The organism is Streptomyces sp. NPDC093984, assembly GCF_044764595.1.
Classification (GTDB): Bacteria; Actinomycetota; Actinomycetes; order Streptomycetales; family Streptomycetaceae; genus Streptomyces; species Streptomyces cynarae.
The window spans coordinates 70,919-90,529 of sequence record NZ_JBIWIM010000016.1; the positions used below are offsets into that span (position 1 = coordinate 70,919).

Annotated in this window: 18 protein-coding genes; 4 read left to right on the top strand and 14 right to left on the bottom strand. The window is 69.7% G+C overall.

The window, feature by feature from the left end; genetic code table 11:
• Positions 1-45 precede the first annotated feature (45 nt).
• Together ACIRC0_RS34835 and ACIRC0_RS34840 are read left to right on the top strand one after the other, a co-directional pair.
• Positions 46-375: a trypco2 family protein gene (locus ACIRC0_RS34835; RefSeq protein WP_403624577.1), complete on the top strand. Its 330-nt coding sequence runs from the start codon at positions 46-48 to the stop codon at positions 373-375.
• 472 nt (positions 376-847) lie between these two features.
• On the top strand, positions 848-1,303 hold the full coding sequence (locus ACIRC0_RS34840) for an ATP-binding protein (RefSeq protein WP_403624580.1): 456 nt from the start codon (positions 848-850) through the stop codon (positions 1,301-1,303).
• Positions 1,304-1,603: 300 nt separating this feature from the next.
• Here ACIRC0_RS34840 and ACIRC0_RS34845 read toward each other — a convergent pair whose 3' ends face one another.
• Positions 1,604-1,777 carry a hypothetical protein gene (locus ACIRC0_RS34845; RefSeq protein ID WP_403624583.1) on the bottom strand — a complete coding sequence of 58 codons (174 nt, stop codon included), beginning with the start codon at positions 1,775-1,777 and terminating at the stop codon, positions 1,604-1,606.
• A 477-nt stretch (positions 1,778-2,254) separates the two neighbouring features.
• On the opposite strand from ACIRC0_RS34845, the gene ACIRC0_RS34850 reads away from it, so the two are divergent.
• Positions 2,255-2,488, top strand: coding sequence for a hypothetical protein (locus ACIRC0_RS34850; RefSeq protein WP_403624586.1), 234 nt, complete (start codon positions 2,255-2,257; stop codon positions 2,486-2,488).
• Between the two features lie 145 nt (positions 2,489-2,633).
• Here the strand turns inward: ACIRC0_RS34850 and ACIRC0_RS34855 are convergent, their stop codons facing one another.
• The 12 genes from ACIRC0_RS34855 to ACIRC0_RS34910 all read right to left on the bottom strand — a co-directional run bounded on the left by ACIRC0_RS34855 (position 2,634) and on the right by ACIRC0_RS34910 (position 14,555).
• The gene (locus tag ACIRC0_RS34855) at positions 2,634-3,365 is read right to left on the bottom strand and encodes a FadR/GntR family transcriptional regulator (RefSeq protein WP_403624588.1); all 732 of its coding nucleotides are present in this window, start codon (positions 3,363-3,365) and stop codon (positions 2,634-2,636) included.
• A complete protein-coding gene (locus ACIRC0_RS34860) occupies positions 3,356-4,393 on the bottom strand; it encodes an aldo/keto reductase (protein WP_403624591.1) in 1,038 nt (345 codons plus the stop codon). Before ACIRC0_RS34860 ends, ACIRC0_RS34855 begins: the two co-directional genes overlap by 10 nt.
• 58 nt (positions 4,394-4,451) lie before the next feature.
• The gene (locus ACIRC0_RS34865; protein ID WP_403624594.1) at positions 4,452-5,672 is read right to left on the bottom strand and encodes a sugar kinase; all 1,221 of its coding nucleotides are present in this window, start codon (positions 5,670-5,672) and stop codon (positions 4,452-4,454) included.
• A complete protein-coding gene (locus tag ACIRC0_RS34870) occupies positions 5,669-6,298 on the bottom strand; it encodes a bifunctional 4-hydroxy-2-oxoglutarate aldolase/2-dehydro-3-deoxy-phosphogluconate aldolase (RefSeq protein ID WP_403624651.1) in 630 nt (209 codons plus the stop codon). Before ACIRC0_RS34870 ends, ACIRC0_RS34865 begins: the two co-directional genes overlap by 4 nt.
• The gene (locus tag ACIRC0_RS34875) at positions 6,298-7,059 is read right to left on the bottom strand and encodes an SDR family oxidoreductase (RefSeq protein ID WP_403624597.1); all 762 of its coding nucleotides are present in this window, start codon (positions 7,057-7,059) and stop codon (positions 6,298-6,300) included. The genes ACIRC0_RS34870 and ACIRC0_RS34875 overlap by 1 nt, the downstream gene beginning before the upstream one ends.
• 1 nt (position 7,060) lies before the next feature.
• Entirely contained in the window at positions 7,061-8,098 is a 1,038-nt protein-coding gene (locus ACIRC0_RS34880) for a zinc-binding dehydrogenase (protein ID WP_403624600.1), read from the bottom strand.
• A complete protein-coding gene (locus ACIRC0_RS34885) occupies positions 8,095-8,532 on the bottom strand; it encodes an RbsD/FucU family protein (RefSeq protein WP_403624603.1) in 438 nt (145 codons plus the stop codon). The genes ACIRC0_RS34880 and ACIRC0_RS34885 overlap by 4 nt, the downstream gene beginning before the upstream one ends.
• Positions 8,523-9,425 (bottom strand): amidohydrolase family protein, encoded by a 903-nt coding sequence (locus ACIRC0_RS34890; RefSeq protein ID WP_403624606.1) that lies wholly within the window; start codon positions 9,423-9,425, stop codon positions 8,523-8,525. Before ACIRC0_RS34890 ends, ACIRC0_RS34885 begins: the two co-directional genes overlap by 10 nt.
• The gene (locus ACIRC0_RS34895) at positions 9,418-10,752 is read right to left on the bottom strand and encodes an L-fuconate dehydratase (protein ID WP_403624609.1); all 1,335 of its coding nucleotides are present in this window, start codon (positions 10,750-10,752) and stop codon (positions 9,418-9,420) included. The genes ACIRC0_RS34890 and ACIRC0_RS34895 overlap by 8 nt, the downstream gene beginning before the upstream one ends.
• Before the next feature lie 93 nt (positions 10,753-10,845).
• Positions 10,846-11,889, bottom strand: a complete 1,044-nt coding sequence (locus ACIRC0_RS34900; protein ID WP_403624611.1) for an ABC transporter permease — start codon at positions 11,887-11,889, stop codon at positions 10,846-10,848.
• Positions 11,882-13,444, bottom strand: a complete 1,563-nt coding sequence (locus ACIRC0_RS34905; protein WP_403624614.1) for a sugar ABC transporter ATP-binding protein — start codon at positions 13,442-13,444, stop codon at positions 11,882-11,884. Before ACIRC0_RS34905 ends, ACIRC0_RS34900 begins: the two co-directional genes overlap by 8 nt.
• A 46-nt stretch (positions 13,445-13,490) precedes the next feature.
• Complete coding sequence (locus ACIRC0_RS34910) at positions 13,491-14,555, bottom strand: sugar ABC transporter substrate-binding protein (RefSeq protein ID WP_403624617.1); 1,065 nt, start codon at positions 14,553-14,555, stop codon at positions 13,491-13,493.
• A 469-nt stretch (positions 14,556-15,024) separates the two neighbouring features.
• Here ACIRC0_RS34910 and ACIRC0_RS34915 point away from each other — a divergent pair, with 469 nt between their 5' ends.
• Positions 15,025-17,256, top strand: a complete 2,232-nt coding sequence (locus ACIRC0_RS34915; RefSeq protein WP_403624620.1) for an alpha-L-fucosidase — start codon at positions 15,025-15,027, stop codon at positions 17,254-17,256.
• 543 nt (positions 17,257-17,799) lie between these two features.
• On the opposite strand, the gene ACIRC0_RS34920 is transcribed toward ACIRC0_RS34915, so the two are convergent.
• Complete coding sequence (locus ACIRC0_RS34920; protein WP_403624623.1) at positions 17,800-19,428, bottom strand: PucR family transcriptional regulator; 1,629 nt, start codon at positions 19,426-19,428, stop codon at positions 17,800-17,802.
• Between the last annotated feature and the right edge of the window lie 183 nt (positions 19,429-19,611).

A 19,611-nucleotide genomic window follows, 5' to 3' on the forward strand; every position in this document is an offset into this window, starting at 1 on the left:
GCATGATGCCCTACCGTCGATCACCAGTCGACGACAGGAGAGCCAGTGCCGGACTTCCAGGACATCGAACTCGCCGCCGCGGTGAGGGCGATCAGGGACGGGTTGATGCAGGCGGCAACGGCTGGGGCCGGGGAAGCGGTGCGCTTCGACGTCGGCCCGATCCAGATGGAGTTCACGGTCGAGCTGCGTCGGGAGGCCGGGGCCAAGGGCGGCGTCAAGGCATGGGTGGTCAACGCCGACGCCGATGCCAAGGCCTCCAAGAGCCGTACGCATCGAATCGCCTTCACGCTCACCCCCAAGGACGCCGCCGGGGGCAGCCTGGAGGTCGGCAACGAAACCCACGGAGGCACCGACCGCTTCGACTCCGTCGAGTAACCGCGCTCTTGTGCTGCGGAGTCGCTCTTCCCATACCCTGCACGACGCCGGCTGCCCGTGCAGCAGGGCAGGTTGCCGTCGGTAAGCCGGCTGCCCGTGCAGCAGGGCAGGTTGCCGTCGGTAAACGGCCTACCGCGGATGGGGGAGGCAGCGGGCGATGGCCACCGGCACGTTGCCGAACTCTTCCGACAGCGGGAGGGCCAGGGTGCTTCTGCAGCCCGGGAGCCCCGGTCACGATCACGATCAGCGACCCTTTCATGCCTGGGCCGGCCACCGCTGCCAGGACGCAGCCACGGACTCGTCGCCGACCTCATGCAGTCGGCCCGGAACCAGCCCGAGCGGCTGCCCGCGGCCGCTACTTCTGAGTAACCGGGATCACCTCGCCGGTCAGGCCTGCAAGGGCGCTTTCGGGGTAATCGTCTGGAGTCAGACAGAGCGCTTGGGTACGAGGCGGCTTATGAAGCAGGCTGCAATGAGTGACGGCCCGGTGCTGCCCGGAGGGCGGATAGCGGTGTCTGCCGCACTCGAGGGCAGCGAGGAGATAGCCCAGGCCCGGCATCTTGCCCGGGCCTTTCTCACGCATCTGCGGACCCGGCACGGATTACCGGTGTCCGACCGCGCGGTGGGCATGACGCAGTTGGTGGTGAGCGAGCTGGTGACCAACGCCCGCAAGTACGCTCCGGGCCCTGCCCTGCTGACGTTCGAACTCGACGAGGACGTCGTCGAGATCACCGTGTGGGACACCGAGCCGAGGATGCCCGTGGTGCGGGCAGCAGATCCGCAGCGTGTGGGGCAACACGGCCTGGAGATCGTCACGGCCGTCTGCCGGGACTTCGAAGTGCATCGTGAGCCGGTGGGCAAGCGCGTCAAGGCAGTCATCGCTCTCGCCGATGACCAGGTCGGTGACATGGCCGGCCCCGTGGTGTGACCAGGAGTCCGGATCACATGCCGGCAACACCCTCGCCTGGGGGCGGGGCAGCTGCCTGATCATGACTTTGACAGCAGCCAGATCCCGCTCGGTGTCGCGCTGGCGGCCACCAGGACATCACCGGCTGGACGCAGGACGAGAACACCGGCGTCTCCCTCCAGAGCCCCGTCGGCACCCACGCCGTCCGCTGACCGAAGGGCAGGGCACCAACGACCCACCGGCCGGGACATCCGGAGATCCGCCACCCAGGTCAAGGCGGACTGGCTGCTCGCCGAGCACTTGCCCGAACAACCGCGTCTCCTAATGCGCCTTGTCGCGCCTGAGTATCCGCCTCAGCGCTCTTCGAATCAGGAAGAGGGCCCCTCCTGCGAGCATGGCCATGCCCAGGAAGATCAGGAATCCGCCGATGGCGGCCAGGAGTACGGCGACCAGGGCCAGGAGGGCGCCGAGGAAGAGCACCAGGGCGCCAACCAAGACCAAGATCGTGGCGGTGACAAGAAGAAGAAATGCGAGGACTGCCACGACTACCTCCAGCCCCTCGCTCGCTCTTTGCTTACCGGCCGGGGAACAGGAGGTGCGCGCGGACGCAGCGGGGTGACGGTGCGCTCGCCGGTGGCCTTCTCTGGTAGTCGGTAGGTCAGCGAGCCGGAGATCTGTTCCGCCTTTCCAGCCCTCGGCGAGGCTGATCATCGTGGCCGTATGGTCAGACGGACAGGCGCGGGCGGGGCTGGCGATGATGAACGGCACGTCAGTGCCTTTCTTTACTCGCCTCTAGCCTCACCCCCGTGCCCCACTGACGCCAGCCTTCTCTGATCCACGCACGCTCCGTGGAGTGAGCAGATCGGGTGAGATCACCTGTTGGCCCCTTTGCAGGGGTGCCGAGCGCCAGGCTCCGAACCGGGATCGAAGGCGGCCTTTGACTTGGATACGCCCAGCCGAGAGGCTGACGGCGTGGACGGCAACCCGAAGAAGCGGTCTCGCAAAGGGTTGCATGTGGCCGGCGTCGGGCCGCCACGCCGTGCCGCCGTCAGTGCGGCGGCGACGTCGCACATCATCGTCCACGTCTCGCGGACGCACGTGGTGGACGGTCGTATGGACCGCCGTGCCAAGCGTCAGGGGATCCGGTTTCCGATCGTCTGGGTCCCGGCGCCGCAGGCGCTGTGGGTACGGCTCTGGCCGGCGTAATCCGCTGCGACTGCCCGGTTCACCATGCCCGCCGACTCCGCACGGATTCGGCACTGCCTCACCGGGCCTACGCGCCGCCGGAACCGACGGGTGTCTCCGGCCCAACCCGTGTCCCGCCGTGGCGGGAATGGATGGGGGACTGGTCTCAGGTGCGTTTCCCGGTCGCCGGAGCGACACCCTGCGGGAGGGCTGTGCTCCTGAGATGTTCTCGCAGCCACTGCTCGGTGTGACTCACGTGCATCAGTGCGGCGGCCTGGCTGAGGGCGGCGTCACGGGTGCACAGGGCATCGAAGATGGCCTCGTGTTCCGCGAGGGTCCTCCCCCCGGCCTGGTCGTCGACCAGGCCGCGCCAGATGCGGGCGCGCAGCGTACGGCCAGAGATGCCCTCCAGCAGGGTGAGCAGCGTTTCGTTGCCCGTTGCCGAGACCACGGCGCGGTGGAACGCCGCGTCGTGCGCGTTGAGCTGTTCGACGTCGTCGCGCGCCCCTCGCATGGCGTCCAGGTGCTGCTTCACCTCTGCCAGCTGGTCGTCGGAGATCCGGGTGGCGGCGAGAGCGGTCGCGACCGGTTCGAGGAGCCGACGAACCTCCATCAGATCCAGCAACGCCGCCGAGTCGCTCTGCAGCAGCTCCACCGCCCCGCCGAGGCCCTCGAGCAGCAGGCTCGGCTGGAGGCTGGTCACATAGGTGCCGTCGCCCCGTCGGACTTCGAGCACGCGGGCGACGGCGAGCGCTTTGACCGCCTCGCGGGCCAGGTTGCGGGACAGACCGAGCTGGGCCGCCAGCTCCGGCTCCGGCGGCAGCTTCGAGCCCGGTGGCAGCGCCCCGGTGCGGATGAGCTCACGGATCTGCTCAATGGCCTTGTCCGTCAGCGACATCGCGGGCCACCCCTTCCGTCTCCCCCCGGAGTGTTCTCCGCGCTGTTCTGCGTGGGTACGTCCGGCCTGATCAGACCCTGGGTGCGAAGGTCCTGCCAGAGAGCTTCCGGCACATGCCGACGGTGGAGTTCCACGTTGCGCCCGACTTGCTCCTGATTCCTCATCCCCAGGGTGACATTGATGATACTGGGATGGCTGAAGGGAAAAGCGATCGCGGCGGCGGGCAGGGTGGTGCCGTGACGTTCGCAGACCTCGGCGATGGCCAGGGCACGGGAGACGAGGTCCGGCGGGGCGACCTTGTAGTCGTACTTCATACCCGGCGTCGGGCGGTCCCGGGAGAGCAGACCGGAGTTGAACACGCCGACCGCGACCACGCTCTTGCCGTGCTCCCGCGCGGCGGGCAGCACGTCGTCCAGCGCCGTCTGGTCGAGGAGCGTGTAGCGTCCGGCCAGCATCACCACGTCGGCGGCGGTCTCCCGCAGGAAGCGGGCGAGCATGGCCGACTGGTTCATACCGGCGCCGATCGCGCCGATCACCCCCTGGTCGCGGAGGTCCGCGAGGGTGGGCAGGGCCTCCTCGGCGGCCTGCTGCCAGTGATCGTCGGGGTCGTGCACGTAGACGATGTCGAGGCGGTCCAGACCCGTACGCTCCAGGGTGGCGTCGATGGAGCGGAGCACGCCGTCCCGGCTGAAGTCCCATTGGCGGCGCAGGTCGTCCCGGACGACGAACCCCTCGATGTCGACGCCCCGCGGCTGCTCGTTGGGCACGAGCAGCCGGCCCACCTTGGAGGAGACGACGTACTGCTCGCGGGGCCGATCGCGCAGGGCGGCCCCCAGGCGCCGCTCGGAGAGGCCGAGCCCGTAGTGGGGCGCGGTGTCGAAGTACCGGATGCCGCTCTCCCAGGCCGCCTCGATCGCGGCCGCCGCGTCCTGGGCCGGTGTGACCCGGTAGAGGTTGCCGATGACGGAGGCACCGAAGCCCAGCTCGGTGACGTCGACGGTGGTGTTCGTGATCTTCCGGGTTCGCATGGCATGCTCCTCGGGTCCTTTGGGCGGGACGGGCCTACGGGTGGGAAAGGGGCGCCGTTCAGCGCCTGACGGCGGCCGAGCCGCCCGTCATGAGCGCTTCGACCTCGGCGAGCGAGGCCATGGAGACGTCGCCGGGCGTGGTCATGACGAGTGCGCCGTGCGCCGTGCCGTAGGCGAGGGCTCGCTTCAGACAGTCGGCGGTGAGCGGGCCACCGGTCGGCCCGGTACCCGTGAGCGGCCCGGAAGCGGTGCGCCGGAGCGATACGTGCTCCGACCCGGCCCGCCCCAGTGGGCCGTGCCCCGGCGCGTCGTCGCCGCCCCGTCCGTGGTCCGGCCCGGAGACGTCCGTGGGCTCGTCCTCGGGACCGGGCGCCGATGTCAGCAGCCCGTAGATCAGTCCGGCCGCGAAGGCGTCGCCGGAGCCGATGCGGTCCAGGACGTGCAGGCCGGGCATCTCCGGACCCGCGACGAAGCCGGTCGCCCGTGACCAGGCCGCCGAGGACCAGTCGTTCACACCTGCCGAAGGCACGCCGCGGAGCGTCGTGGCCAGTACCCTCACCCCGGGCAGCCGGTCGGCGACCTCGGCGAGCGCATCGGGCACCTCTTCCGCGCGGACGCGCACCGCCCCGGGGTACGGTCCGGTCAGGCCGAGGGCGCCCACCACCACGTCGGCGTGCCGGGCCAGCCGCAGGTCCACCTCGCGGGCCCGTTCGGCACCGCCGCGGTCGGCCCAGAGGCTCGGGCGGTAGTTCGGGTCGTAGGAAACGGTCACCCCGTGCCGTCGCGCCGCGTCCATCGCCTCCTCCGCCACGTCCACCGTGGTGTCCGACAGGCCGGCGAAGATGCCGCCCGTGTGGAACCAGCGCGGGCCCGCGGCGAACAGCGCGTGCCAGTCGACGTCCCCCTTGCGCAGCTGGGACACGGCCGTGTTCGCACGGTCGCTGACACCCAGCGCGCCCCGGATGCCGAAGCCCCGCTCCACGAAGTTCAGCCCGTTGCGGGCGGTGCGGCCGATGCCGTCGTCGGGCACCCACCGGATCAGTGACGTGTCGACACCGCCCTGGAGGATCAGGTCCTCGGCCAGTCTCCCCACCGCGTTGTCGACCAGGGCGGTCACGACGGCCGTGCGCAGGCCGAAACAGCGGCGCAGTCCGCGCACCAGGTTGTACTCGCCGCCGCCCTCCCAGACCTGGAAGGTGCGGGCGGTACGGATACGGCCCTCGCCGGGGTCGAAGCGCAGCATCACCTCGCCGAGGGCGATGACCTCGGGGACGCTCATCCCGTACTCCTCCGGACGGCCTCGGCGGTGAGCCGCCGGATCCCCTCGTAGTCGCCGCGCCGCAGGTGGCCGGTGGTCGCCATCCAGCTGCCGCCGACGGCGAGGACCGCCGGATGGGAAAGGTAGACGGGCAGCTGCGCGGGGCCGATGCCTCCGGTCGGCAGGAAGCGTGCCCGGGGAAAGGGAGCCGCGAGCGCCTTGAGGATACCGATGCCGCCGAGCGGCTCGGCGGGGAACAGTTTGACCGTGTCGAGGCCCGCGCGCAGGGCGCGCATCAGCTCCGTGGCGGTGGCGATGCCCGGCACGACGGGTACCTCGAGCTCACGGCACGTGGCGACGACGTCCGCGTCGTAACCGGGGGAGACCACGAAGCGGGCCCCGGCCATCACGGCCCGCTTCGCCTGCTCGGAGGTGAGCACGGTGCCAGCGCCGACCGCCAGCCCGCCGTGGGCCGACATCGCCTTCACCACCTGCTCGGCATCCGGGGTACGCAAGGTGACCTCGGCGCACCGGGCTCCGCCCGCTGTGAGCGCGTCGGCGAGCGGGCCGGCCTGCGCGACGGACGCAACCGTGAGCACGGGCAGGATCCGGGCTCCCGCCAGCACGGAGGCGAGATCGGTGATCATCATCGTCCCAGCCATCCGCCGTCGACGGGCAGGACGGTGCCGTGGACATAGGCGGCGGCGTCGGAGGCCAGGAACACGGTGGCGCCCGCGAGGTCGTCGGCGGTGCCCCAGCGTCCGGCGGGGATGCGGTCCAGGATCGCCTTGCTGCGCACCGGGTCGTCCTGGAGGGCCTGGGTGTTGTCGGTGGCGATGTAGCCGGGCGCGATGGCGTTGACGTTGACGCCGTGCGGGGCCCACTCGTTGGCCAGGGCCTTGGTCAGGCCTGCGATGCCGTGCTTGGCGGCGGTGTAGCCGGGGACGGTGATGCCACCCTGGAAGCTGAGCAGCGACGCGGTGAAGATGATCTTCCCTCGGCCGCGGGCCACCATCGTCGCGCCGACCGCCCGAGTGAGCGCGAACTGGGCGTTGAGGTTGACCTGGAGCACCAACTCCCAGTCGACGTCCGAGTGTTCGGCCGCAGGGTGTCGGCGGATCGTGCCCGCGTTGTTGACCAGGATGTCCACGGGCCGCTCGCGGCCCGCGAGGTCCGCACCCAGCGCCCGTACGGCGTCGGGGTCGGCGAAGTCGGTCCGGATCGCCTCGAAGGTGCGTCCGGCGGCGGCGACGTCCTTCTCCACCGCGCTGCCGGACTCCTCCAGCGACGCGCTGACGCCGATGACGTCCGCGCCGGCCTCGGCGAGCGCACGGGCCATGGTCCGGCCGATGCCGCGCCGGGCTCCGGTGACGACGGCGAGCCGCCCGGTCAGGTCGAACAGAGGCATCTCAGGCTCCCGTCGTGTCATTGCCGCAGTCCACCAGGATCTTCATCACGTCCCCGCCCGCCTCCAGCGCCTCGAAGGCCGAGGGCGCCTCGGTGAGGGGGACGACCTTGCTGATCAGCCGCTCGGCGGGGATCGTGCCGTCCGCCACCAGCGTCACCGCCTGCTCGAAGTCCGAGCGGTCGTACAACCGGGCACCGACGAGGGTGAGTTCGCGCCAGAAGAAGCGGTGCAGGTTCACCTCGCGGGGCCGGGGGTGGATCGCCACCAGACACAGACGGCCGCGTACGCCCAGCACCTCCACGGCGGTGTCGACACCGCCCGCCGCGCCGGAGACCTCGAAGGCGACGTCCGCGCCCGCGTCGCCGGTCCATTGCCGGACGAGCTCGGGAACGTCCTCGGCGGCCGGGTCCCAGGCGGTCAGGCCCAACTCCTCGGCGAGCAGGCGCCGGTGGGTGCTCGGCTCCACCACGCGGACGTCGGCACCGGCGGCCCGCGCCACCAGCGCGATGAGCACCCCGACCGGTCCGCCGCCGACCACGACGACCCGCTCACCCTCCCGCACCCGGGCCCGGCCGACGTCGTGCACGGCCACGGCCGTGGGCTCCACGAGCGCGGCCCGGTCCAGGGGGAGGGACCCGGGCAGGCGGACGAGGGTGGCGGCGGGCACGGTCCAGCGCTGCTGCATCGCGCCCGGCGAGTCGATGCCGATGAAGTCGAGGTTCTGGCAGACGTGCCGGTGACCGGAGGTGCACGCCGGGCAGGTGCCGTCCCAGCGCAGCGGCATCACGGTCACCGCGTCACCGGGCTGCCAGCCCTCCACGTCCGGCCCGACGCGTACGACGCGGCCGGACATCTCGTGTCCGAGCACGACGGGCGCGGCGACCCGGGCGTCCATGTCGCCGTGGAAGATGTGCAGGTCGGTGCCGCAGATGCCGACGTAGGCGGGCGCCAGTTCCACCTCGCCGGGGCCGGGGGAGCGGGTCTCGGCGGGCGCCGTGTCCAGGGTGCGGGCGGACGTGTAGCGGACTGCGAGTGTCATCGTGGGGTCAGGGTCCCTTCAGCGCGGACGCCGATGGTCAGCAGCAGGTTGGCGTAGGTACGGATGTCGGCGGTGACGATCGCCAGCGCGAGGTCGGAGGATCGTGCGGCGTCGTAGAACTCGAAACGGCCCAGCGTCTCCACCGGGACGGGCGCCAGCCGGGCGCGGTACTGGGCGACGGCCGGCGGCTCCGGTTCGCCCTGCGGCGGCACCATCACCTGTGCCGACTCCACGGGGATCGCCCGCAGGAGGACGTCGAGCACCGTGGTGACGTCCAGCACGCCCGGCTTCAGGTTGAGGTAAACCGTTCTGGCCCGCTCGCCGGTGGCCGTACCGGCGGGGTAGTGGCCGTCGGCGAGCAGGACACGGGCGCCGTGGCCGGCACCGGCCAGCGCCTCGAGGATGCCCGGGTGCAGCAGTTCCGTCAGGAGCACGGCGTCCCCTCCTTCGTCGGGACAGGCGTCAGGTCGTAGAAGTCCGTCGCGGTGCCGGCGAGCACCGCGTGGATCTCGGTGCCGGAGCAGCCGTCCAGGAGTTCCTCGACGGCGGCGGCCCAGCGGTTCCAGCCGCCGGCGAGGACGCAGACCGGCCAGTCGGAGCCGAACATCAGCCGGTCGGGGCCGAAGGCGGAGAGCAGGACGTCCCACACCGGGCGCATGTCGGCGACGGTCCACTTCTCGTGGTCGGCCTCCGTGACAAGTCCCGACACCTTGCAGCGCACCTGGGGATGCCCGGCCAGTGTCCGCACCTGGTGTGCCCAGTCGCTCAGTTCCCGCCGAACGAGAGGCGGCTTGCCCGCATGGTCGAGGACGAGGGGCAGCTCCGGCAGCCTTTCCGCGAGACGGATCGCCTGCGGGAACTGGTGGCTGCGGATCAGCACGTCATATCCGAGCCCGCGTTCCGCGACCGCTCGCAACCCCCGCTCCACGTCCGGTCGTTGGAGCCAGTGCGGGTCGGACTCGCCCTGCACGATGTGCCGTACGGCCCGCAGGTGCCGGCCTGCCGGCCCAGTTCGCAGGTCGTCGAGTACGTCGCCGATGGCGGGGGACGTCAGGTCCGCCCAGCCGACGACGGCGCCGATCAGCGGGTCGCATTCGGCCAGGGCGAGGAGGTCGCGTGTCTCGGGGACGGATGTGATGCACTGGACGAGCACCGTGCTCGTCAGCCGCCGTCCGGCGATCGACCGGGTCGCGGCCGAGCGGAGGGCGTGCGAGCTGAAGCTGTGGCGGAGCGGCTCGTGCCCGGGTTCGTCCAGCCACGGCTGCGGCCGGACGTCCAGGTTCCACACGTGGTGGTGGGCGTCGATGAGGGCTTCGACGTCAGACACGGGCGGTCCAGACGGGTCCGTCGGGATAGACGTACTCCTTGAGGGACTCCGGGTGCATCTGCGCGCTCAGCCCGGGAAGCTCCGGCGCCAGGTAGTGGCCGTCGGCGATGCGCACCGGGTCGACGAAGTGCTCGTGGAGATGGTCGACGTATTCGATGACCCGGTCCTCGAGGCTGCCGGAGACGGCCACGTAGTCGAACATCGACAGGTGCTGCACCATCTCGCACAGCCCGACGCCGCCGGCGTGCGGGCACACCGGCACGCCGAACTTCGCGGCGAGCAGCAGGATCGCGATGTTCTCGTTGACGCCGCCGACCCGTGCCGAGTCGATCTGCACGATGTCGACCGCGCCGGCCTGGAGAAGCTGCTTGAAGACGACTCGGTTGGCGATGTGCTCGCCGGTGGCGACCTTGATGGGGCTGACGGCCTTGCGGACGGCGGCGTGGCCGAGGATGTCGTCCGGGGAGGTGGGTTCCTCGATCCAGTACGGCTGGTAGGGCGCCAGGGCGCGCATCCAGTCGATCGCGTCCTGGACGTCCCATCTCTGGTTGGCGTCCACGGCGATGCGGATGCCGTCGCCGACCGTCCCGCGGGCGGTGCGCATGCGCCGTACGTCGTCCTCCAGGGAAGCGCCGACCTTCAGCTTGATCTGGGTGAAGCCGTCGGCGACGGCCTCACGGGCCAGGCGAGCCAGCTTCTCGTCGGAGTAGCCGAGCCATCCCGGAGTGGTGGTGTAGGCGGGGTAGCCGCGCTCCAGCAGGCGGACGATGCGCTCCTGGCGGCCCGGTTCGGCGCGGCGCAGGATGTCCAGAGCCTCCTCGGGGGTGAGGGCGTCGCTGAGCCAGCGGAAGTCGACCTGCGCGACCAGCTCCTCGGGCGACATCTCGCCGAGGAAGCGCCACACGGGCTTGCCCGCGCGCTTGGCCGCCAGGTCCCAGGCGGCGTTGACCACCGCCCCGGTGGCCATGTGGATGGCGCCCTTCTCCGGTCCCAGCCAGCGTAGTTGGGGGTCGTGCACAAGGGAGCGGGAGAACGCCCCGAGGTCGTCGCAGACCTCCTCCACGGAGCGGCCGACCACGTGCGGGGCGAGGGCCGCGATGGCAGCGGCCTGCACGTCGTTGCCACGTCCGGTGGTGAAGGCCAGGGCGTGGCCCTCCAGTTGGTCGCCGGCATCGGTGCGCAGGATCACGTACGCGGCGGAGTAGTCGGGTTCGGGGTTCATCGCGTCCGACCCGTCCAGGTGCTCGGACGTCGGGAACCGCACGTCCAGGACGTCGAGGGCGGTGATACGGGCAGATGCCGATGAAGGGGACACGGCAGAGGACATGACGGCAACTCCTGTGAGAGCAGGTGGGAACACGGGCCCCCTGCGACGGAACGGGCAGCGGCGAGCGGTGTGCGGCGGCGACGGCCGCCTGGTTCACTCCTGGACCTTGCCGCCGGTGATGCGAGAGATGGTCAGGGCGACCAGGATGATCAAGCCGTTGAGGGCACCGATCCACTGCGCGGGGACGCCCGCGAGGGTAAGCACGTTTTGGATCATGAACAGCAGGAGGATGCCGCTGAACGCCCCGAACATGGTGCCCTTGCCGCCGTTGAGGCTGATCCCGCCGATGACTGCGGCGGCGAAGACGGTGAAGATATAACCGTTGCCCTGTGCCGAGGCCACCGAGGCGAGCCTCCCGGACAGCAGCAGTCCGGCGAGGGCCGCGAGCACGCTGCCGGTGACGATGACCATCCACAGCACCCGGTCGGTGCGGATGCCGGCCGCCTTCGCCGCGTCGACGTTGCCGCCGATGGCGTAGAGCGAGCGGCCGAAGCTGGTCCAGCCCAGGACGACGATGGCGACGGCGAACAGCACCAGGCAGATCCAGATGGAGGCCGGCACCCCGAACCATTCCGCGGTGCCCAGGTAGAGCATCGACTTCGGCAGCTGGAAGAAGGTCTGGCCGCCGGAGATGCCGGTGAGGACGCCGCGCAGGACGATCAGCATGCCGAGGGTGACGATGAACCCGTTGAGACCGAAGCGGATGATCAGCAGGGCGTTGATCACGCCGACCAGCAGGCCCACGGCGAGCGTGACGGGAATCGCCCAGGCACCGGGCAGCAGGCCGAGGCCGTGACCGGCACCGGTCGGCACCACGAGCCAGGCTGCCACGCCGGGCGCGAGGCCCATGGTGGACTCCAGTGACAGGTCCATCTTCTTGACGATCAGGATCATCGTCTGGGCGAGGACCAGCAGGGCGATCTCGGACATGGTCTGCAGGACGTTGATGAGGTTGTCCGTCTGCAGGAAGACCGGGTTGACGATCTGGCCGACGATCGCGATGACCACGATGGCGGGGACGAGGGCGAGGTCGCGCAGCCGGGCCAGCGGTATCCGGCCGCCGAACAGGCCGTTCCGCTTGCCCTTCGGCTCGGTGGTCCCGGGAGCGGGGGTGTCCGCGAGGACGGTGTCAGGCATGGAGGTCCACTCCTTCCATCGCGGCCACGAGGTCGTGGTCGTGCCAGCCGCGGGAGATCTCTGTCGTCACACGGCCCTGGAACATCACCAGGACCCGGTCGCACATGCGCAGGTCGTCGAGTTCGTCGGAGGCGATGAGCACTCCGGTACCGGTCTCCGCGGTCTCCTCGACCTTGCCGAGGAGGAACTCCTTGGAGCGCACGTCCACGCCCGCGGTCGGGTTGATCAGGACCAGCAGCCGGGGGTTGTCGGCGAGGGCGCGGGCCATGACGACCTTCTGCTGGTTGCCGCCGGAGAGGGAGGAGACGGGCAGCTCCGGGCCGGGCGTCTTGATCGCCAGGTGCTCGATCATCCCCTCGGCGAGCCGGTCCCGTCGGCTGCGGCTGAGGAATCCGTTCCTTGCGACCCTGCGGGGAACGGACAGTGTGGAGTTGTCCGCGATCGACATGTCGGGCACGAAGCCCTGGTGGTGCCGGTCCTGGGGGACGAACCCGGCGCCTGCGGCGAGCGCGGCGGGCACGCTGCCGGGACGGGGGCGGTTGCCGGCGATCTGCACCTCGCCGGTGTCGGCGGCCCGCAGTCCCACGACGGTCTCGGCCACTTCGGTACGTCCGCTGCCCGCGGCCCCCGCGAGCCCGACGATCTCCCCGGCGCCGACCTGGAAGGTGATGTCTTCGTAGGTCTCGTTGCTCAGACCGCGGACGCTGAGCGCGGCCGTGGCGTCGGCGTCGAGGGTGCTCGCCCGTTCCTCGCGCCGGTCGGCCGCCGCCTCACCGGTCATGGCGGCGACGAGTTCGGTGCGGGGGAGTTGGGCGACCGGCGAGGTCAGGATGTGGCGGGCGTCCCGGAACACCGTCACCATGTCGCAGATCTCGTAGACCTCCTGCAGGTGGTGGCTGATGAACAGGAAGGTCACGCCCTGCCGCTGCAGATCGCGGATGCGGTCGAAGAGCCGGTTGATCGCGGCTGCGTCGAGCTGGGCGGTCGGCTCGTCGAGAATGATGAACCGGGCGCCGAAGGACAGCGCGCGGGCGATCTCCACGAACTGCCGTTGCTCCACGCTGAGATCGGCGGCGGGGGTCTGCGGGTCGACGTCCACGGACCAGGTCGACAGCAGGTCCTTCGCGCGGCGGCGTACGCCCTGCCAGCTGATCAGCCGGTGGCGGCCGCGGTCGTGCCGGTTCAGGAAGAGGTTCTCGGCGACGGTCAGTGTGGGGATGATCGTCGACTTCTGGTAGACGCAGGCCACACGCCGGCGCCAGGCGTCTCGGTCCGTGAGCCGGGGCGCCGGGTCGCCGCCGAAGGTCACCGTCCCCTCGTCCGGGGCCTGCAGGCCGGTGAGGACGGAGACCAGGGTCGACTTGCCGGCTCCGTTGCGGCCGACGAGGGCATGCGTCTCACCGGGCCTGATGGTGATCCGGGCGCCGTTCAGGGCCACCGTCGGACCGAATCGTTTGACAATGCCCGTCGCCTCGACGACGGGCGGATCCGCCGGGATCCGTCCGTCGTCCGTCGGGGCGGGTGCGGGGCGGACTGCTCGTTCCCCGTCGCTCATCTCAACCGCCTTGGTGCTGTTCGCCGTTGGTCATCGGAAGGTGGTGTCAGCCGAGGCTGTTGCCCCACAGGGACTTGTCGTCGCTCTTGAGGCTGGGGATGCCGCCGTAGGTGCCGCCGTCGGCGGTGACGAGCGGGGCCGAGAGCTGGTCCTCGAGCAGTCCGTCGCGGACCTTGACGATGGTGCTGTCGTGGTCGGTCTTGCCGGGCTGGAACGTCTTCCCGTCGATGGCGGCCTTCAAGTAGTACAGGGCGTACTTGGCGTAGAGGTCGGCCGGCTGGGAGACCGTGGCGTCGATCTGCCCGGCGGCGATGTCCTTCAGCTCCTCGGGGATGCCGTCGTTGGACACGACGAACACGTGCTTCTTGTCCTTCGGGCCGACCAGCAGGCCCTTCTGCTTGAGGACCTGGAGCGTCCCGGACAGCGCGAAGCTGGACTGCATGTAGACACCCTTGATGTCCGGGTTGGCGGTCAGGTCCGTCTGCAGCTTCTGCGCGGCTACGGCACCGTCCCAGTTGGTGGCCTCGCCGAACACCTTGATGCCCGGGTAGTTCTTCTTCATGCAGTCGTTGAACGCCTCGGTGCGGTCACGCCCGTTGATCGAGGAGAGATCGCCCTGCAGCATGACGACCTTGCCCTTGCCGCCGAGCTTGGTGCCGAGGTAGGTGCACGCCTTCTCGCCGTACGCGCGGTTGTCGGCGCGGACGACCATGTAGACCTTGCCGGTGTCGGGGCGGGTGTCGACGGTGACGACCGGGATCTTCTTCGCTTCCAGCTGCGCCAGGGTCGGCGCGATGGCGGCGGTGTCCTGCGGGGCCATCGCGATGCCCTTGACGCCCTGGCTGATGAACGTCTGGGCGTTGGCGGTGAGTTTGGCGACGTCGTTCTGCGAGTTGGTGGTCTTGAGCGAGAGGCCGAGCTGCTTGGCGAACTCCGGCGTGTACTTGATGTACGAGTTCCAGAAGTCGGTGTCGGAACGCGGGTAGTCGACGCCGACCAGCGGTGCGTCGCTCGACGACGCCGAGCTGCCCGAGCCGCTGTTGCAGGCGGTGAGCAGCGCCAGGGCGGACAGGGCCGAGGCGGCTGAGCACAGGGCGGTTCTGAGTCTCATCGGTACTTCCTCGCGCTGGTCCCGGAGCGGGAGATGGTTCGCAGGGCGACAGCCGTGTGCCGCCGCATCGAAGAGATGGGATGTATGTATAGGTGGCGACTGGGTTCGCTGTCTAGGTCCTGGGAGAAGTCGCTGGAAAGTAGGTGGCCGTGGGGCTCAAGGGAGTGACCGTTGGGCTAAATCAATCCCATCAATCGAGGTGCCTCCGTGATGTGCGGACGGCTTGCCCGCAGACCTCCGGTGTGGCGTCGCACCCTTCGCGCATCGCGCAGACATTCCATGTCTGGCACCCCGCAAACAGAACTTAACTGCCTATATACGAACGAAATCGCGAGTCAAGAGGTGCTTTCATCCCTGCACGCCCGTTGACATCAGCGAGTCACAGGAGCGAACTTCATGCGTAACGTCCGGCGCTCCGGAGCCATGGACGTCGTGTCTTCCCTTTGTCCCCCACTCCAGGGATGTCCTTATGTCGAGCTCGTTCAACCGACGCCAGGTCCTGGCCGGCGCCACATGCGTCGCCGCGGCAGCCGTCGCAGGCGGCGTCCTCGGGACCGGCGTCGCACAGGCGGCACCGAGCACCTACACCCCCGCGTGGTCCTCGGTCGACCAGCACCCGCCCGCCCCCGAGTGGTTCCAGGACGCCAAGTTCGGCATCTACTTCCACTGGGGCGCCTTCAGCGTTCCGGCTTATGGGAACGAGTGGTATCCGCGCCGCATGTACATCAGCGGCGACGCGGTCAACCAGCACCACATCGCGACCTACGGCGACCCGTCCGTGTGGCCGTACCACAACTTCATCAACGGGGCGAAGGACCTGGCGGGCAACTTCGTGCAGTTCGCACCGAAGCTGAAGTCGGCGGGCGGCACCTTCGACCCCGACGAGTGGGCGCAGCTGTTCGTCGACGCCGGCGCGCGGTTCGCCGGACCGGTCGCCGAACACCACGACGGCTTCTCCATGTGGAACAGCCAGGTCAACGAGTGGAACTCGGTCGCCAAGGGCCCCAAGCTCAACCTGCTGCAACTGTTCACCACGGCGATCCGGGCCAAGGGTCTCAAGCTGCTGGTCGCCATGCACCACGCGTACAACTTCAACGGCTACTACGACCACGTCCCCGCCCAGTCGGACCCCAGCCTGCAGAAGCTCTACGGGCAGTTGGGCAGGACGCAGGAGAACCAGCTCTGGTACGACAAGCTGAAGGAGGTCATCGACCTCGCCCAACCGGACATCCTCTGGCAGGACTTCGATCTCAGGGCGGTCGATGAGACGCAGCGCCTGAACTTCCTGTCGTACTACTACAACCAGGCCAACGCGTGGGGCCGCGAGGTCGTCGCCACCTACAAGGACGGTCTCGACAACAAGGGCGAGGTCTTCGACTACGAGCGCGGCGGCCCGGCCGACCTGACCGCCCCGTACTGGCTCACCGACGACAGCATCTCCAGCTCGAGCTGGTGCTACACGCAGGGCATCGGCTACTACAGCACCCAGCAGATGCTGCACTCGCTCATCGACCGGGTGAGCAAGAACGGCAACATGCTGCTGAACATCGCGCCGATGGCCGACGGCACGATCCCACAGGCACAGAAGGACATCCTGCTCGGCATCGGCGACTACCTGAAGCGCTTCGGCGAGTCGGTCTACTCGACCCGGCCCTGGACGGCGTACGGCGAAGGCCCGACGAAGATGGGCGGCGGCTCCTTCACCACACCAAGGGCCGGCACTGCCCAGGACATACGCTTCACCCGGAACAAGGCCGGCACGGTCCTGTACGCCACCGTCCTGGGCTGGCCAGGCAGCTCGCTGACGATCACGACCCTCAGCTCCGACCGGATCGACCTCTCCTCGCTGGCCTCGGTCAAGCTGCTCGACTCGACGGCCGGCACCTACATCGGTCTCGCCACGCCCGCACAGGACACCTCCGGGCTGAAGGTGACCCTGCCGTCGTCGGCACCGTTCAGCGCCAACGCGTATGTCCTGAAGCTCGCCTTCTCGGGGCAGATCCCCAGCCTGCGGCCCCTCTCAGGCGCCGTGCTCTACAAGGACGTCAACTACTCCGGCACGAGCGGCGTGCTCTCCGTCGGCGACTACACGGCGGACCAACTGACGCTCGCAGGCATCGACCCACTCACCGTCTCGTCCCTGCGCCTGGCTCCCGGCTTCCAGGTGATCGGCTACTCGGGAGACAACTTCACCGGCACCTCATGGACCTTCACCGCCGACAACCCCGATCTCAGGGTGACGGGCAACAACGACCAGGTCACATCGCTGAAGGTCCAGTTCAACCCGTCGACGTACCTCCGGGTCACCAACGTCACCAACGGCCTCGTCCTGGACAGCGGCGGCAACGTGGCCTCCGGGTCCGACCTCAAGCAGTGGACCTGGGACGGCAGTCCCAACCTCCAGTGGCAGGCGGTCGAGGTCGGCGGCGGCTACTACAAGCTGGTAAACCGCACCAACGGCATGGTCGCCGACGGTTGGGGGGCCACCGCCAACGGTTCAGCGGCCCGGCAGGCGCCGTGGAACGGCGGCACGAACCAGCAGTGGACCATCACCCACCGGGGCGACGGCCGCCACACGATCGCCAACCGCACCACCGGCCTGGTCCTCGACGGCGGCGGCAACGTCGCCTCCGGCTCCGTCACCAAGCAGTGGGCGTACGGAAGCAGCACCAACCTGCTGTGGACCTTCACGGCGCTCTGACTCGCACCGGCATGACAAGCGGCTGCGGCCGGCGCGCTCCACGCGCTTCCCGGCGCAGCCGCCAACCGGAATCACCGGCCCATACCTACCCGCGCCAACCAAGCTCCACCTGCTGTCCGCCTCGGCCAGCATCAAGGACGGCACGCTACTGAGTGCTCTTCCCGTACCACGAGCGGGAAATCGCCGCATACGCCCGGGACCATTGAGCGCAGCGGGCGGCCGATCGAGCTGAGTCTCTGCCGCGCGTACAGCACGAGGGCAATGAATGCGGCCACGACCAGCAACACCACGATGATGATCTGCAGGACGAACACTTGCCCCGCGGGGCTGCCCGGACAAAGCAGAGAGCGTCGGCATCGAGTCCTCCACGCGGCTGGGCCGGCATCCGCTGGACGATCGAGCGCACCGTGCCCGGCTGGGAGGCTGGCGCCGCCTGCACCGCAGCTACGAACGCGAGGCCGAGTACTTCCCCGCGTTCGCCGCCACCGCCTGAACCCTCATCTCCCACCGCAGACTCACCGGTCGAGTGGCGGTCGCTCCTCGTCATCGGGCTCGCAGCACATCAAGTGCCGTGAGAGCCACGTGGAGTTCGGTGCGCTGTTCGCCGGATTCGAGGTCGCGGTCGAGGAGGCGCTCGATGGTGCGCAGGCGTTGGTACATGGTTTCGCGGGAGAGACCGCCCCGGCGTGCGGCGACGGTCTTGTTGCCGGCCGCGTCGAGGTAGTGGCGCAGAGTCGTCAGCAGGTCGGTGCCGTGCTGGGCGTCGTGGTCGATGAGCCGGCCGAGCTGTCGTTCGGTGTACTCCTGGATCCGGGTGTCCTCGCGGAGGGCGTGCAGCAGGCGGCGCAGGCCGATGTCGGACAGTTCGTGGTAGGAGCGGTCCGGGGGGAGGGGCTGGCCGGGCGGGGTGGCCTCGGCGACGCGGGCCGCCTCGCGGAAGGAGCGGGCGGCCTCGGGGAGATCCGTGACCTCCGAGCCGACGCTGACGACTGCTTGCGGGTCCAGGCCCAGTACGGCACCACACAGGCGTTCGACGGTGGGGTGCCAGGGTTGGGAGGGGCGCAGGGCCAGCAGGATGCCGAGGCGGTCGGGGGTCAGTTCGCCGACGAGTGCCCAGATGCCTGCCGTCCGGAGCTCGTGGAACAGACGGGTCTCGGGCTCGGTTCCCCCATTCCCTGTGCGGAAGTCAACGAGGGTCGCGACGAAACGGCTTCGGTCCGTCGGCAGGCCCAGTGCGGCGCAGCGGGTGCGGGCGTCCTCGGCGGAGCGGTGGCGCTGTTCGACCAGGTCGCGCAGGGCGTTTCGGTGTGCGGTGCGCTCCCAGGGGGTGGGGTGGATGAGGCGGGCGACGGTCAGTGCCATCGACGTTCTCTCCAGGACGGTGATGTCCTGCGGTCCGAAGGCCGGCCCGTCGTCAGTGCAAGTCGGGAGCATGGCCACACGGCCCCAGCGTTCGCCCTGGTACTCGACGGGTGCGGTGAGCCAGCCCTCCGGGCCGCATACCGCCGTATGGTCGGCGGTCCTTGTGGTTCTGGAGCGCTGTTCCCAGTCGGTGAGTGCCTCCTCCACCGTGCTTCCGGACGGTTCGCAGATCAGTGCCTGGTGGACCAGGTTCTCCAGAACGACCGTTCGGCCGCTCATCTCCGCCGCCGCGCGCACCACGTCCTCAGGTCCGGCGCCGCGCAGGGTGAGGGCGGTGAACGCCTCGTGGATGCGCTGGGTGCGGCGCATCGTGTCCGCCTGGTTGCCGAGCAGGAGCGCGTGCACGACCTGGGTGACCTCCAGGAAGTTGACGTCCTTGGCCAGAGTGACGAGAGGGAGGCCGCGCACGCGGCAGGCATCGACGAGCACGTCCGGCGGGCGGTGGTAGCGGCGGACGAGTTCGATGACCAGCGCCGCGGCCCCGACGTCGGCGAGTTCGTCCACGTACCGGCGCACGCCGGCGGCGTCCTCCGGAAGCGGCATGCCCGTGGTGAAGACGAGTTCGCCGCCCTTGAGGAAGGACGCGGGGTCGGTCAGTTCGGTGATGTGGACCCACTTCACCGGCCGGTCCAGGTGGGGCACGCCGGTGACGACCTGGGGCTGCCCGGCGGCCACCACGGGAAGGGCCAGGACGTCGGCCACGGTGAGCGGACGGATGGGCTCCTGGGCGGCGGGGTTGTTGTCGTTCACGGTGTCTCCATCAGGGTCCCCTGCTCGAGCGGAGCCCAGAGCTCCGGGGAGTGCCCGGCCACTGTGACAAGCGTCGCTGACCTGCGCAAGAGCCGTCCGGCGGGCACCGGCACCCGGCACGCCCCGATGCGGTTGACACAACGTCCGGTTACCGCGTTCCGGCTGGACAGATCGCGCGTTGGC

What these genes read in the sequence shown, in the direction of transcription:
- ACIRC0_RS34880 (WP_403624600.1), bottom strand. Translation starts at nt 8,098, where the DNA reads ATGACACTCGCAGTCCGCTACACGTCCGCCCGCACCCTGGACACGGCG.
- ACIRC0_RS34870 (WP_403624651.1), bottom strand. Translation starts at nt 6,298, where the DNA reads ATGATCACCGATCTCGCCTCCGTGCTGGCGGGAGCCCGGATCCTGCCC.
- ACIRC0_RS34855 (WP_403624588.1), bottom strand. Translation starts at nt 3,365, where the DNA reads ATGTCGCTGACGGACAAGGCCATTGAGCAGATCCGTGAGCTCATCCGC.
- ACIRC0_RS34910 (WP_403624617.1), bottom strand. Translation starts at nt 14,555, where the DNA reads ATGAGACTCAGAACCGCCCTGTGCTCAGCCGCCTCGGCCCTGTCCGCC.
- ACIRC0_RS34905 (WP_403624614.1), bottom strand. Translation starts at nt 13,444, where the DNA reads ATGAGCGACGGGGAACGAGCAGTCCGCCCCGCACCCGCCCCGACGGAC.
- ACIRC0_RS34895 (WP_403624609.1), bottom strand. Translation starts at nt 10,752, where the DNA reads ATGTCCTCTGCCGTGTCCCCTTCATCGGCATCTGCCCGTATCACCGCC.
- ACIRC0_RS34875 (WP_403624597.1), bottom strand. Translation starts at nt 7,059, where the DNA reads ATGCCTCTGTTCGACCTGACCGGGCGGCTCGCCGTCGTCACCGGAGCC.
- ACIRC0_RS34865 (WP_403624594.1), bottom strand. Translation starts at nt 5,672, where the DNA reads ATGAGCGTCCCCGAGGTCATCGCCCTCGGCGAGGTGATGCTGCGCTTC.
- ACIRC0_RS34860 (WP_403624591.1), bottom strand. Translation starts at nt 4,393, where the DNA reads ATGCGAACCCGGAAGATCACGAACACCACCGTCGACGTCACCGAGCTG.
- ACIRC0_RS34900 (WP_403624611.1), bottom strand. Translation starts at nt 11,889, where the DNA reads ATGCCTGACACCGTCCTCGCGGACACCCCCGCTCCCGGGACCACCGAG.
- ACIRC0_RS34840 (WP_403624580.1), top strand. Translation starts at nt 848, where the DNA reads ATGAGTGACGGCCCGGTGCTGCCCGGAGGGCGGATAGCGGTGTCTGCC.
- ACIRC0_RS34915 (WP_403624620.1), top strand. Translation starts at nt 15,025, where the DNA reads ATGTCGAGCTCGTTCAACCGACGCCAGGTCCTGGCCGGCGCCACATGC.